The sequence below is a fragment of the Ideonella sp. genome, from assembly GCF_036277275.1.
GTDB lineage: Bacteria > Pseudomonadota > Gammaproteobacteria > Burkholderiales > Burkholderiaceae_C > Ideonella.
In genome coordinates this window covers 38,418-50,635 of sequence record NZ_DASUNH010000015.1, presented here as the reverse complement: position 1 = coordinate 50,635, position 12,218 = coordinate 38,418, and the positions used below count along the sequence as shown (strand labels likewise).

14 protein-coding genes are annotated in these 12,218 nt (G+C 69.3%); 8 read left to right on the top strand and 6 right to left on the bottom strand.

Annotated features, from left to right (window positions below; all coding sequences use genetic code 11):
* Together VFY73_RS03145 and VFY73_RS03140 are read right to left on the bottom strand one after the other, a co-directional pair.
* Positions 1 to 1,869, bottom strand: a 1,869-nt coding sequence (locus VFY73_RS03145) for a xanthine dehydrogenase family protein molybdopterin-binding subunit (protein WP_329716456.1), incomplete at its 3' end; no start/stop codon positions are given.
* Positions 1,870 to 1,883: 14 nt separating this feature from the next.
* Positions 1,884 to 2,360, bottom strand: a complete 477-nt coding sequence (locus VFY73_RS03140; RefSeq protein WP_329716455.1) for a (2Fe-2S)-binding protein — start codon at positions 2,358 to 2,360, stop codon at positions 1,884 to 1,886.
* 158 nt (positions 2,361 to 2,518) lie between these two features.
* On the opposite strand from VFY73_RS03140, the gene VFY73_RS03135 reads away from it, so the two are divergent.
* On the top strand, positions 2,519 to 3,478 hold the full coding sequence (locus VFY73_RS03135; protein ID WP_329716454.1) for an AraC family transcriptional regulator: 960 nt from the start codon (positions 2,519 to 2,521) through the stop codon (positions 3,476 to 3,478).
* Positions 3,479 to 3,524: 46 nt separating this feature from the next.
* On the opposite strand, the gene VFY73_RS03130 is transcribed toward VFY73_RS03135, so the two are convergent.
* Both VFY73_RS03130 and VFY73_RS03125 read right to left on the bottom strand, forming a co-directional pair.
* Positions 3,525 to 4,298, bottom strand: a complete 774-nt coding sequence (locus tag VFY73_RS03130) for a transporter substrate-binding domain-containing protein (RefSeq protein ID WP_329716453.1) — start codon at positions 4,296 to 4,298, stop codon at positions 3,525 to 3,527.
* Positions 4,298 to 5,173, bottom strand: a complete 876-nt coding sequence (locus VFY73_RS03125) for a pirin family protein (protein WP_329716452.1) — start codon at positions 5,171 to 5,173, stop codon at positions 4,298 to 4,300. The genes VFY73_RS03130 and VFY73_RS03125 overlap by 1 nt, the downstream gene beginning before the upstream one ends.
* A gap of 194 nt (positions 5,174 to 5,367) precedes the next feature.
* On the opposite strand from VFY73_RS03125, the gene VFY73_RS03120 reads away from it, so the two are divergent.
* Positions 5,368 to 5,925: a DUF1579 family protein gene (locus VFY73_RS03120; RefSeq protein WP_329716451.1), complete on the top strand. Its 558-nt coding sequence runs from the start codon at positions 5,368 to 5,370 to the stop codon at positions 5,923 to 5,925.
* Positions 5,926 to 5,946: 21 nt separating this feature from the next.
* Here the strand turns inward: VFY73_RS03120 and VFY73_RS03115 are convergent, their stop codons facing one another.
* Complete coding sequence (locus VFY73_RS03115) at positions 5,947 to 6,975, bottom strand: SDH family Clp fold serine proteinase (RefSeq protein WP_329716450.1); 1,029 nt, start codon at positions 6,973 to 6,975, stop codon at positions 5,947 to 5,949.
* Positions 6,976 to 7,321: 346 nt separating this feature from the next.
* Positions 7,322 to 7,456 carry a hypothetical protein gene (locus VFY73_RS03110; RefSeq protein WP_329716449.1) on the bottom strand — a complete coding sequence of 45 codons (135 nt, stop codon included), beginning with the start codon at positions 7,454 to 7,456 and terminating at the stop codon, positions 7,322 to 7,324.
* A 112-nt stretch (positions 7,457 to 7,568) separates the two neighbouring features.
* Here VFY73_RS03110 and VFY73_RS03105 point away from each other — a divergent pair, with 112 nt between their 5' ends.
* The 6 genes from VFY73_RS03105 (at position 7,569) to VFY73_RS03080 (ending at position 11,911) form a co-directional block, all read left to right on the top strand.
* Positions 7,569 to 7,937, top strand: a complete 369-nt coding sequence (locus VFY73_RS03105) for a hypothetical protein (RefSeq protein WP_329716448.1) — start codon at positions 7,569 to 7,571, stop codon at positions 7,935 to 7,937.
* A 100-nt stretch (positions 7,938 to 8,037) separates the two neighbouring features.
* Positions 8,038 to 8,715: a protein-L-isoaspartate(D-aspartate) O-methyltransferase gene (locus VFY73_RS03100; protein ID WP_329716447.1), complete on the top strand. Its 678-nt coding sequence runs from the start codon at positions 8,038 to 8,040 to the stop codon at positions 8,713 to 8,715.
* Positions 8,716 to 8,846: 131 nt separating this feature from the next.
* Positions 8,847 to 10,322, top strand: coding sequence for a cytochrome P450 (locus VFY73_RS03095; RefSeq protein WP_329716446.1), 1,476 nt, complete (start codon positions 8,847 to 8,849; stop codon positions 10,320 to 10,322).
* A gap of 184 nt (positions 10,323 to 10,506) precedes the next feature.
* Complete coding sequence (locus VFY73_RS03090; protein ID WP_329716445.1) at positions 10,507 to 10,848, top strand: NIPSNAP family protein; 342 nt, start codon at positions 10,507 to 10,509, stop codon at positions 10,846 to 10,848.
* A complete protein-coding gene (locus tag VFY73_RS03085) occupies positions 10,848 to 11,192 on the top strand; it encodes an antibiotic biosynthesis monooxygenase (RefSeq protein ID WP_329716444.1) in 345 nt (114 codons plus the stop codon). The genes VFY73_RS03090 and VFY73_RS03085 overlap by 1 nt, the downstream gene beginning before the upstream one ends.
* A gap of 5 nt (positions 11,193 to 11,197) precedes the next feature.
* On the top strand, positions 11,198 to 11,911 hold the full coding sequence (locus VFY73_RS03080) for a metalloregulator ArsR/SmtB family transcription factor (RefSeq protein WP_329716443.1): 714 nt from the start codon (positions 11,198 to 11,200) through the stop codon (positions 11,909 to 11,911).
* The last annotated feature ends 307 nt before the right edge of the window (positions 11,912 to 12,218 follow it).

Here is a 12,218-nt window from a genome sequence, read left to right as displayed (position 1 = left end):
GACCACCGTGTTGAACGACTCGTGCACCGCGACGCCCCAGGCGCGGCCGGCCGGCAGCTTCTTCTTGCCGTAGCCGCTCTTGTCGACCGCCAGCTGCAGCGCTGCGCGGTGCCGCGGGTGCTCGCTGCCGATCAGCTTCATCCGGTAGGCCACCGGATCCTGCTTGGTCTGGCGCGCGATCTCGTCGATCAGCGTCTCCATCACGTAGGCGGTGTGGGTCGAGCCCACGCTTCGCCACCACAGCACCGGTACGTTCAGTTTCGGGTGGTGCACGGTCAGCCGCATCGGCACGTCGTAGGGCTCCTTCATGCCTTCGACTGCGGTGGCGTCGATGCCGTCCTTGACCATCATCGCTTCGAACGGCGTGCCGCCGACGATCGACTGGCCGACGATCACGTGGTCCCAGGCCAGCACCTTGCCCTGCGCATCGAAGCCGATGCGCGCGCTGTGCAGGTGCATCGGCCGGTAGTAGCCGCCCTGGATGTCGTCTTCGCGGCTCCACAGCGTGCGGATCGGCGCGGCGATGCCGGCCGCCTGCGCGGCCTTCACCACGTTGCAGGCTTCGACGACGTAGTCGCTCGTCGCGATCGCTCGCCGGCCAAAGCCACCGCCGGCCATCTGAACGTGCACCGCCACGTTCTGCGGCGGCAACCCGAGCACCTTCGATGCGGCCAGCCCATCCAGCCCCGGCATCTGCGAGCCCATCCACAGCTCGGCCTTGTCGCCCTGCAGCCGCACGGTGCAGTTCAGCGGCTCCATCGGTGCATGCGCGAGGTACGGGAAGGTGAACTCGGCTTCGATGCGCTTGGGTGCATTGGCCAGCGCGGACACATCCGCGTCGAACTTGCGCGGCCCCGGCTGGCTGACCAGCGCGCGGTACTGCGTGAGCTGCCTGGCGCTGTCGACCTTTTCGACGCCCCCCAGATCCCACTCGGCCTTCAGCGCTTCGCGCGCCTGCTTGGCCGGCCAGTAGCCCTCGGCGATGATGGCCACGCCTTCGCCGCCGCGATCCGTCGGTACCCGCAGCACCGCCTTCACGCCGGGCACCGCCTTCGCGGCGCTGTCGTCGACCGACTTCAGCTTCGCGCCGAAGACCGGCGGCCGCGCGACCACCGCGGTCAGCATGCCGGGCAGGCGCACGTCGATGCCGTAGTTCTGCTTGCCGCTGCTCTTGGCCGCCGCGTCGATGCGCGTGGTCGGCTGGCCGATCAGCTTGAAATCCTTCGGGTCCTTCAGCGCCACCTTGTCGGGCACCGGCAGCTTCATCGCTTCTTCGGCCAGTTCGCCGTAGCCGAGGCGCTGGCCATTCGGGCCGAGCACCATGCCTTCACGCGTGCTCAGCGTGGCGGCATCCACCTTCCAGCGCGCTGCGGCTGCAGACACCAGCATCGCCCGCGCCCGCGCGCCGAGCTCGCGGTATTGCATGTAGCTGTGCGCGATCGAGCCCGAGCCGCCGGTCAGGTGCATGCCGAACAGCGGGTCGACGTAGGCCGGATCGTTGGTGCCGTGCACGCTGCGGACCCTGGACCAGTCCGCGTCCAGTTCCTCGGCCAGGATCATCGGCAGCGCGGTCTGCACGCCCTGGCCGAAGTCGAGCCGGTTGATCGTGACGGTGACCGTGCCATCCGCGGCGATGTGGACGAATGCCGAGGGTTGCTGGAAGGGTTTCAGGCCGGCGGCCGGCGCGGTGCCCTGGGCGCCGGCACCGAGCGGAAACGCGCCGAGCGCGAAGCCACCGGCGGCGGAGAGCTTGAGGAAGCTGCGGCGGGCGACGCCGCGCGGCGCGGCGTCGTCTCGCGCCAGGATGGCTCGCAGGGCCTTGGGCAGTTCTTCGGCCAGGTTCTGGTCGGATGTGTGTTCGAAGTGCATGCGCGTCTCCTTGTTCAGGCCAGCGACTTGGCGGCGTCGCTCACCGCGGCGCGGATGCGCGCGTAGGTGCCGCAGCGGCAGATGTTGCCGGCCATCGCGGCGTCGATCTCGGCCTCGGTCGGCTTCTTGCCCTTCGGCAGCGACTTGAGAAAGGCGGTGGCCGACATGATCTGGCCGCTCTGGCAGTAGCCGCACTGCGCGACATCGTGCTTGACCCATGCGGCGTGCACCGCCTGGCCGACCTTGTCGTGGCCGTCGGTGACCGCTTCGATGGTGGTGATCTTCTGGCCGGCCGCCGACGAGATCGGCGTGACGCACGAGCGGATGGCCTGGCCGTTCAAGTGCACCGTGCACGCGCCACACATCGCGGCGCCGCAGCCGAACTTGGTGCCGGTCATGCCCAGCGTGTCGCGCAGCGCCCAGAGGATGGGCGTGCCGGGATCGACGTCGAGCGCCTGGTCGCGCCCGTTGACGTTCAAGGTGGTCGTCATGCGAAATCCTCCTGTAGGCCGGCGAGTGTCGATCCCCAGGCGACATCGCGGTTAGCCTGATGCTGCGATTTCATTGCCTGATCGTCCGACCGGCGGCAGCAGCCGGCAAGGGGTGGCCGGTCTTCGCTAGCATGGGTGTCTTGCCCGGGAGCCGCGCCGTGCTGCAACGAGTCAACCAGCCCATCCCTGATCCCGACGACGACCGCGCCGAGGCTGCCCGCCAGACGCTGGCGAAGGCGATCCTGCGTTGGGCGCCGGACGGCGAACTGCACCGGCTGCCGAACCTGCCGAGCCTGGCGATGTTCCGCAGCAGCACCACGGCCGGGCCGGTCTGCGGCGTCTACGAGCCGGGTGTCGCGCTGATCGTGCAGGGCAGCAAACGCGTGCTGCTGGGTTCGGACAGCTTCGTCTACGGCCGCGACCATTTCCTGATCGCCTCGCTGAACCTGCCGGCGGTGGCGCAAATCCTGGAGGCCAGCCCCGAGCGGCCCTACCTGGCGGTGATGCTGCGGCTGGACGCCCACGAGATCGCGCAATTGATGATGGACGGCCAGGTGCCGCCGCCGCGTCCGCAGTCGGCCGAGCGGGCCATGGCCACCGGCCGCGTCACTGCGCCACTGCTGTCGGCGTTCCAGCGCCTGGTCGAGCTGCTCGACGAGCCGGCGGCGATCCCGGCGCTGGCGCCGCTGGCGCAGCGCGAGATCCTCTATCGCCTGCTGATGAGCGAGCAGGGCGACCGCCTGCGCCAGATCGGCGCGGCGGGTAGCCAGAGCCACCAGATCGGCCGCGCGATCGATTGGCTGAAGATGCACTTCACCGAGCCGCTGCGCGTCGAAACATTGGCCGAGCTGGTGCGCATGAGCCCGTCGACCTTCCACCACCACTTCCGCGCGCTGACGGCGATGAGCCCGCTGCAGTACCAGAAATGGCTGCGGCTGACCGAAGCGCGGCGCCTGATGCTGGCCGACCGGCTGGACGCGTCGACCGCCGCCTACCGCGTCGGCTACGAAAGCCCGTCGCAGTTCAGCCGCGAATACAGCCGCCAGTTCGGCGCCCCGCCGATGCGCGACATCGCCGGGCTGCGCGGCCAGGCCGTGCCCGCCGATTCGACGGTGTGACGCACGGTGGTGGGCGGGGCCTTGGGCACCGGCCCCAGCCCCAGCCTCACGGAATCTCGACGGTGATTGCCTTGTTCAGCCGTTCGATCAGTTCGTCCGGCACGGTCTTGCTGCACAGGATGTGTCGGCGCTCGCCATGCGGCAGGTCGGTGAAGCGCAGCGTACGCAGCTGGGTCGTCGGCACGCCGGCCTGTTCGACCAGGTAGGCCGCCTCCTCCTCGGCGGCGAACATGAAGTGGGCGCGCTGTGCAGCGACCATGCGGATCATCGGCACCGAATCGGCGCTGGTCACGATCCGCTCGACTTTGCTCTGGATGAGCAGCTGGTCGATCAGCGGGCCGTACGAGAACCCATCCTTGATCAGCACCTGCAGGCCCGGCTGGCGCAGGGTGTCGGCCAGGGTGGCGCTGGCCTGGGTGTAGTCCGCTCGGGCCAAGGCCACGGTCGGTTTGTCGCGGTAGATCGGCTTGCTGAATTTGAAGTGCAGCTCGCGCTCGGGGTTCTTGAACCAACCCACCGCACACGCCGGCGGGGCGCCGTTGTTCTTCAACGTGACGAGCTGGCGCATGGTCGGCATCCCGACCCAGCGAAAGGCGATGCCCGCGGACTTGAAGGCCTGCGCTGCCGGCGTGGCGCTCAGGCCGTGGACCTCGTCGCTGCCAGCCCGCTGCACCGCATAGGGCGGGCGCTCGAAGAAGTACAGGTTGAGCGGTTCGGCCGCGCACACCTGGGCCGTTGCGGCCAGCAGGCTGGCACAGCCCGCGGCGTGCCGCCAATCTGCCAGCCAGCACCTCCCGGCCATGCGCAGTAGCTTTGCCATCAAACGCCGGGGTGCAGCGGCCGCGGCGGCATCAGCAGGCCCTCGGTCTCCCCGGGGATCGGCTCGAAATCGCGCGCGGCCCAGCGGTCTGCGGCGCGCTCGATCAGTGCGCGGTCGCTGGCGACGAAGTTCCACCACATCAGGCGCGGCTCCAGCGGCATGCCGCCGATCACGATGACACGCGTCGGCAACGCCGCCCGCAGCAGGGCACCGTCGGCACCGGTCACCAGCGCCATCTCGCCGGTCGGCAGCATCTCGCCGGCGAGTTCGATGCACTCGGTCGGGCTGTAGACCGCCATCTCTTCGGCCAGCCGGGGCAGCGTCCATGGCACACCGGCCGGCAGCTCGACATCCAGGTACAGCGTCGGCGAAGCGGTGCGTACGGGTGATCGAAGGCCGAACGCCTCGCCGACCAGCACGCGCACGTCGGCTCCGTCGATCGCGCCCTGCGGGATGTCTTCGGCCGCCACATGCTGGAAGCTCGGTTCGCCCTGCTCGGCGTCGAGCGGCAATGCAACCCACAGCTGCAGCCCGTGCAGCCGGCGCACCTGGCCCCATTGCGCGTCGGGCGTGCGCTCGCTGTGCACGATGCCACGGCCGGCGGTCATCCAGTTGACGGCGCCAGGGGCGATGTCCTGCACCGTGCCGAGGCTGTCGCGATGCAGGAAACCACCTTCGAACAAATAGGTGACGGTGGCCAGCCCGATGTGCGGGTGCGGCCCGACGTCGGTGTCGGCATCGGGCGCCAGGCTCACGGGGCCGAAGTGATCGAAGAAGACGAACGGACCCACCGAACGCCGCGCCGCCACCGGCAGCGCGCGCCGCACCTGCAGACCGCCGGCCAGGTCGGTGACCCGGGGTGTCCATCGCTGCATCGCGATCTCCCTTCGCGTCGTCAAGGCCAGCGGGGCCGCCGACCACGTCGCGATGGTACGCCGCCGCGGCAGTGGCTTCAGCCCCGCCGGGCCGGTTTCAGTGCCCGGAAATGCGCAGCCCGTCGCATCGGCGAGCGCCCCGGCGCGTCGCCGTCTAGGCTGCCGCGCATTCCGAACGACCGAGGAGACGAGCGATGCGTGCGTGGTGGACCCTGGCCTGGTGTGCGGTGCTCTCGGCGACGGCGGCAGCAGCCGACGCGCCGGATCCGGAGCGGCATCGACCGACGCAGATGCAGGCCGGCGTCTGGGATGCCGAGATCCAGTTCTTCGACCCGGCCACCGGCCAGGCCAACGGCAACGCCCGCGGTGTGCAGACCAACGTGTTGCTGTCCAACGGCCACTGGGTCACCAACGACCTGGTCGTGCACGGGCCGGACGGCGCGGCAGCCAAGCCAGCCTTCCAGGGCCACGGGGTCTGGGGCTGGGATCCGGTCGCGAAACAATACGTCGACACCTGGGTCGACACCAACGACGGCGCGGTGCGCACCGACTACGGCCACTGGAACGCCGAGACGCGCACGATGTACTGGACCGCGTTGCAGCCCGATGGCGCCGGCCACTCGGTGAACTACCGGATGACCGAAGCCTACGAGAAAGACGGTCAGCGCACGCTGACCTTCTTCCAGGTCGCGCTGCAATCGGGCCGGCTGGTGAAGCTGGCCGAGATGCGCTTCAGCCGGCGGCCGACCTGATCGAACGCCGGGTGCGGCGCCTCACGACACGTGCAGCAGGCCACGCTGGATGCGCTTGCCGACACGCTCGATGCGACGCCAGCCGCTGTTGTCGTTCAGCGTGATCCAGCGACGCTCTTCGGAGCGGTAGAACCAGTCCTTGTCCTGCTGGTAGTAGACCTGCGCGCCTTGCGACTCCCAGATGTTGGCGATCTCGTTGCTGTGCGCGCGCACCTCGTCGAAATCGGTCGTCGCCTTCTGGCCCATCTCGCTGTAGCAGGCATTCAGCTGCACCAACAGCGCGTTGACATCGGCCGGCATGCGCTCGGCCTGCAGGCCGATCTTGACGGCCTCGTCGAGCAGGATCGGGTAGCCGTGCGACGGGTACTTGCCGTTCAGCGCGCTGGCAATCGCGTCGGCCTTCTGGGCATCGGCGATGTGGTACGCCAGCAGCTCGCGGCACAGCATGATCGACAGCGATTCCGCACGATCGACCGCGCCGATCACCAGCGGGTGCACATACTGGAACAACGCCTTGTACGCGTTCTCCGGCGTCGCCTCGCCCTGCGCCTGCTGCTCGCGCCACAGGCGGATCACGCGCTGCAGCTCGTTCAGGCTGACGCTGACGCGGTCGTTGTCGCGGTCCAGCGGCGACAGCGCGTGGTTCAGCGACGTGTCGACCGCCGTCAGGTAGGCCGTCGGGCCCATCAAGATGCGGTCGGCGCCGATCGCGACCATCGTCGCAGCCGACGCGCACTCCAACGGCACCAGTGCCACCAGGCGCTGGCAGTGCTGGCGCAGCAGGTTGACCAGCCGCAGCGACACCTGGCCGCTGCCGCCGTCGGACTTCAGGAACAGGTGGATCGTCTCGTGCTGGCCCAGACGGGACAGCACGTGGTACAGCGCGACCACGTCGCTGTGGCAGACCGAGCCGCGTGCACCGTTCCAGTACGCGACGACGGGCCCGCCCAGGCGGTGGGTCAGTTGGTCGATCAGGCCCTGCGTCTTGCTGAACAGCACGGGCGGTTGCTTGACCTGGATGTCGACCTTCGGCAGTTGTTCGTTCTTCATCTTCTTCTCTCCCTCCACAAGGGCCAAGGCGGCCCGGCATTCCATCCGGTGACGGGTTCCGGCGCCGCCCTATCGTTGCGGCCGATTTGCGCCGTAGCGCTCGGGCGCGCACGGCTCTTTGGGAAGCTCGTCGCTCCCATCGCGGTTGTGCTCCGGCGCGAAGGCTGCTGGGCCGGGCGCCTTCGCTGCACGACGCTGGCATTCCAGCGGCGCACATGCCGGTCGCCGGGACGACCGTTGTGCCAAAACACACCCGCGATGGGAGACGCACGAGCGTCAAAAACAAAAGGCCCGGATCCTTGGCGGGATCCGGGCCTCGAAAGATTCGAGTGGCGGGGCGTGCTGGCTACGCAGCTCCCCGGCCCGGATGGGTCGCCAAACCCTCTTCATGCAGCGACACCGGCATGGCGGCACGCACGAGCGCACGGCTGCCGGAGATCGGCAACAGAGGCTGGTGATGATGCGCGGCGCGGGTCTTCATGCTGAAGGCAAACGGGTTTCAAAGCGACGGGGCGAACTGTAAAGAGTCTTCACTGACGCGTCAAGCCGGTGCGACAATCCGCTCCCCGAAGCCGTCGCTCCTCTGCCACACCTTGACCGAGCCCAACCTCACGCTGACCCGCCGTCACAACGCCCTGCAGCTGTTCCAGCAATTCGCCGAAGCGCGCATGCGGGCCGGCGAGCCGCCTAAGGGGCTGGAGCAGGCTTTTGCGCAGGCGTTGCAGGTCAGTCCCAGCATGTGGAGCCAGATCAAGAGCAGCCGGCCGATCGGCGACAAGCTGGCGCGGCAGATCGAGGCCGCGTGCGGCCAGGCGCATGGCTGGCTCGACGAAGAACATGCGTCGCCAGGCCTGTCGCCGGCGGAAGAACAGTTTCTCGAGCTGGCGCTGAAAGCCTGGCGCGGCAGCAACGCCGCCGGGCGCAAGCAGCTGAAGCTGTTGCTGAAACAGACGCTGGCCTGAGGGTCCGCGGCGACGCCGAGCGCCTCTGGTGAACGACGGCCGGCGGGCGTAGCATCGATGCATCGGCAGGCCACCGGTTCGTGGGGGACCCGAAGACGTCATGGCCCAGGAAGACGACTACGTGCAGGCGCGCGAGCGCATGCTGGCCGAGATCACCGCGCTGGTGATCTTCAACTGCGGCCGCCTGGGCAAGGCGGCTTTGAGTCGCCGTGTGCTGAACGCACTGGCCGAGGTACCGCGCCACGCCTTCGTGCCGCTGGACATGCGGCCCTACGCCTACGCCGACTCGCCATTGCCGATCGGCTGCGGCAAGACGATCTCGCAGCCCTTCATCGTCGCGGTGATGACCGATCTGCTGGACCCTCAGCCCGACGACAAACTGCTCGACATCGGCACCGGCCTGGGTTACCAGACGGCCATCCTGTCGCGACTGGCCGGTCACGTCTACAGCGTCGAGCTGATCGAGGCGCTGGCCTTGAGCGCCCGCCAGCGGCTGCGCCAGCTGGGTTGCAACAACGTGACGCTGCGGGTGGCCAACGGCCATCAGGGCTGGCCCGAGCAGGCGCCGTTCGACAAGATCATCGTCAGCGCCGCGCCCGAAGAAGTGCCGCAGGCGCTGCTCGACCAGCTCGCCCCCGGCGGCCGGCTGGTGCTGCCGGCCGGGCCGGCGGACCATCAACAACTGCTGGTGATCGACAAGGCGGCCGACGGCTCCGTGCATCGGCGCGACATCTTCGCGGTGCGGTTCTCGGTGCTCGAAGACACCGCGCCGCGCTAACCGGCGCAGGGCCGGCATGCCCGCGGCGCTTCCCCCGGATGGGGGATGTGTCGGCAGGTGTTTGGGCGTAGTGTTTTCGCTGCCGGCCTTGCGTCGGCCGCACCTGCTGGAGGCCCATGGCACAGAACTCCATGACACCGACCCCAACGACGACGCCAGCCGCTGCCACGGCCGCGCCACCCGCCCCTCGCCGCATCGCCGATCTGCCCGGCCCGCGCGGGCTGCCGCTGCTGGGCAACACACTGCAGCTGGACCGCGACCGCCTGCACCAGCAAGCCGAAGCCTGGGCCCGGCAGTACGGCGAGGCCTACCGCATGCGCATCGGCCGCCGGCGCTTCCTGGTGCTGTCCAACCCCGAGGTGGTGGCCGCGGTGCTGCGCGACCGGCCCGAAGGCTTCAAGCGCACCGAGCGCCTGAGCCAGACCGCGCGCGAGTTCGGCTTTCACGGCCTGTTCAGCGCCAACGGCGAGGCCTGGCGGCGCCAGCGTCCGATGGTGCTGGCCGGGCTCGACCCGACCCACATCAAGAGCTTCTTCCCGACGCTGGTGAAGGTGACGCAACGCTTCGCCCAGCGCTGGCAGAGGGCGGCGCAGCGTGGCGAGCCGATCGACCTGCAAGCCGACCTGATGCGCTACACCGTCGACGTGACCGCCGGCCTGGCCTTCGGCGCCGACATCAACACCATCGAGTCGGACGACGAGGTGATCCAGCAGCACCTGGACAAGGTGCTGCCGGCCTTGTTCAAGCGCGTGATGGCGCCGGTGCGCTACTGGGGCTGGTTCAAGCTGCCGGCCGACCGCCGACTCGACCAACACCTGGCCGCATTGGCCGACGCAGTGCAGGGCTTCATCGCTGCGGCGCAGGCCCGCCTGATGGCCGACCCGGCGCTGCGCGCGAACCCGCGCAACCTGATCGAGGCGATGCTGGCCGCGCGTGATCGCGACGGCAGCACGGTCACCGACGAAGACGTGTCGGGCAATGTGTTGACGATGCTGCTGGCCGGCGAAGACACGACCGCCAACACGCTGGCCTGGATGATCTGGCAGCTGCACCACCACCCCGACGCCACCGCGCGAGCCGCGGCCGAGGCACGCGCGGTGGTCGGCCCGGCCAGCCTGGTGACGCAGCCCGAGCAGTTGCAACGGCTGGACTATGTCGAGGCCTGTGCGCACGAGACGATGCGGCTGAGGCCCGTCGCGCCTTTGATCATCCAGCAGGCGGCGCGCGACACGGTCGTCGCCGGCATCGAGGTGCCGGTGAACAGCCTCGTCATGTGCCTGATGCGGCCGGCGGCAGTCAGCGACACGCACTTCGTCGACGCCGAGCGCTTCATGCCCGAACGCTGGCTGGCGCACGGGCCGGCCGGCCAGGCGGCCAGCTCGGCCAAGCGGGTCTCGATGCCGTTCGGCGCCGGGCCGCGCATCTGTCCGGGGCGCTACCTGGCGTTGGCCGAGATGAAGATGGTGATCTCGATGTTGTTGGCATCGTTCCGCATCGAATCGGTCGACACGGTGGACGGCGCGCCGGTGCGAGAGCGCCTGGCGCTGACGATGTCGCCGATCGGGCTGCGGATGCGGTTGCGCACCGCATCCGCGCTGTCGGTCTGATCAGCGCGAAACCGTCAAGGCTTCAGGAGCAGCGGCGGCGGCGGCCGCTGTCACGCTTGGTCGTCGTCGGCCGTCTGGACATTACGTCCGATCAGACCGCCACGTCGACGTTTCGTCCACCGTCGAAACATCGACCCCGGATCGCGGCGGACACTGACTCCATCGCAAACACTGCACGACCACCATGACCCTGACCTGCTTCATCCGCTACCGCCTGGACCCCTTCCAGCGCGACGCCTTCGAGCGCTACGCCGAGACCTGGGCCCGCGTGATCCCGCGCTGCGGCGGCCACCTGCTGGGCTACTTCATGCCGCACGAGGGCGCCAACGACGAGGCCTGGGGCCTGATTGCCTTCCCGAGCCTGGCGGCCTACGAGGCTTACCGCCAGCGCCTGCGCGAAGACGCCGAGGGCCGTGCCAATTTCGAGTTCGCGCAGCAGCAGCGCTTCATCCTGCAGGAATGGCGCACCTTCACTCGCGTGGTCGACTCGAGCTTCCTGCAACGCCCGGCGCTGGAGGCTGCGTGATGCTGACCGTGATCTTTGAAGTGACCCCGAAACCGGGCCAGGCCGAGCACTATTTCGAAATCGCCGCCGAACTGGCCGCCGCGCTGCAGAAGATCGACGGCTTCATCTCGGTCGAGCGCTTTGAGAGCCTCGGTCGACCAGGCACCTTCCTGTCGCTGTCGACCTGGCGCGACGAGGCCGCAGTGCGGCAGTGGCGCAACCAGGCCACGCACCGTGAAGGCCAGCGCGAAGGTCGCGACACGGTGTTCGCCAGCTACCGCATCCGCGTCGCGCAGGTGCTGCGCGACTACAGTCTGGTCGAGCGCGAAGAAGCGCCCACCGACTCGAACGCCGCCTTGCTCTGATGCCCGTGAAACCCGCTGCCCACGAACCGCGCCTGGTGCGCGTGGCCGCGCTGATGGCCGACGCCACCCGCGCGCGCATGCTGAGCTACCTGCTTGGCGGCGAGCTGGCCAGTGCCGGCGAACTCGCCGCCTGCGCGTCGGTCGGCCCGGCCACCGCCAGCGCCCACCTGGCCAAGCTGTTGGACGCGGGCCTGGTGGCTTGCGAACCGCGCGGCCGCCACCGCTACTACCGCCTGGCCGATGCCGAGGTGGCCCACGCGCTGGAGGCGCTGGCGCTGGTGGCCGAACGCGGCAGCCACGAGTCCACCTGGGCCCGGCCCGGGCGCGCGCGGCTGCGTGAAGCACGCTGCTGCTACGGCCACCTGGCTGGCCGCGCCGGTGTCGCGCTGCTTGAGCACCTGCAGGGCGAAGGTTGGCTGTGCTCCGGTGCCAGCGTCGCCGGGCCGGTCTTCACCCTCAGCGACGCGGGCGGGCGCGGCCTGAACGATTGGGGTCTCGACGGCGCGGCCTGGCAGGCACGGCTGGCCTCGCCCGGCGCGCGTCGCCAGGCCTATCCGTGCCTCGACTGGTCCGAGCGACGCGACCATCTTGCCGGCCCGCTGGGCAGTGCGTTACTGAGTCACTTCGTCGAACGCGGCTGGCTGCGTCGGCACGACGGCGAACGTGCGCTCGACACGACGCCGACCGGCCATCGCGCTTTGGGCTGGCTGCCGCACTGAGCCCATCGGCCCCCGGCTCGTACCGGTTTGTAAAACCCGGCCGCGCCAGGGTAGAGCCCGCCTTGCCGTGAGCCGGCAACAGGAGTAAAACCGCCGCAACGGTTGCAATCTCTTTCTTGCTGCCTCAAGGAACGACGGGCCGTTCCCTAGTTCCTTGACCCCCTCGGGGGGCGGGATCGTCGCAGACGATTCCTCGGGGCATAACCTTTGCAAGGGGGTGGCTATGCGCAGGCGAACCCGCCCGTCGCGAACCGAGCGGCCTGGCGCTCCGCAACAAGCGCTGGACCACCCGCAGTGCGCCCCCATG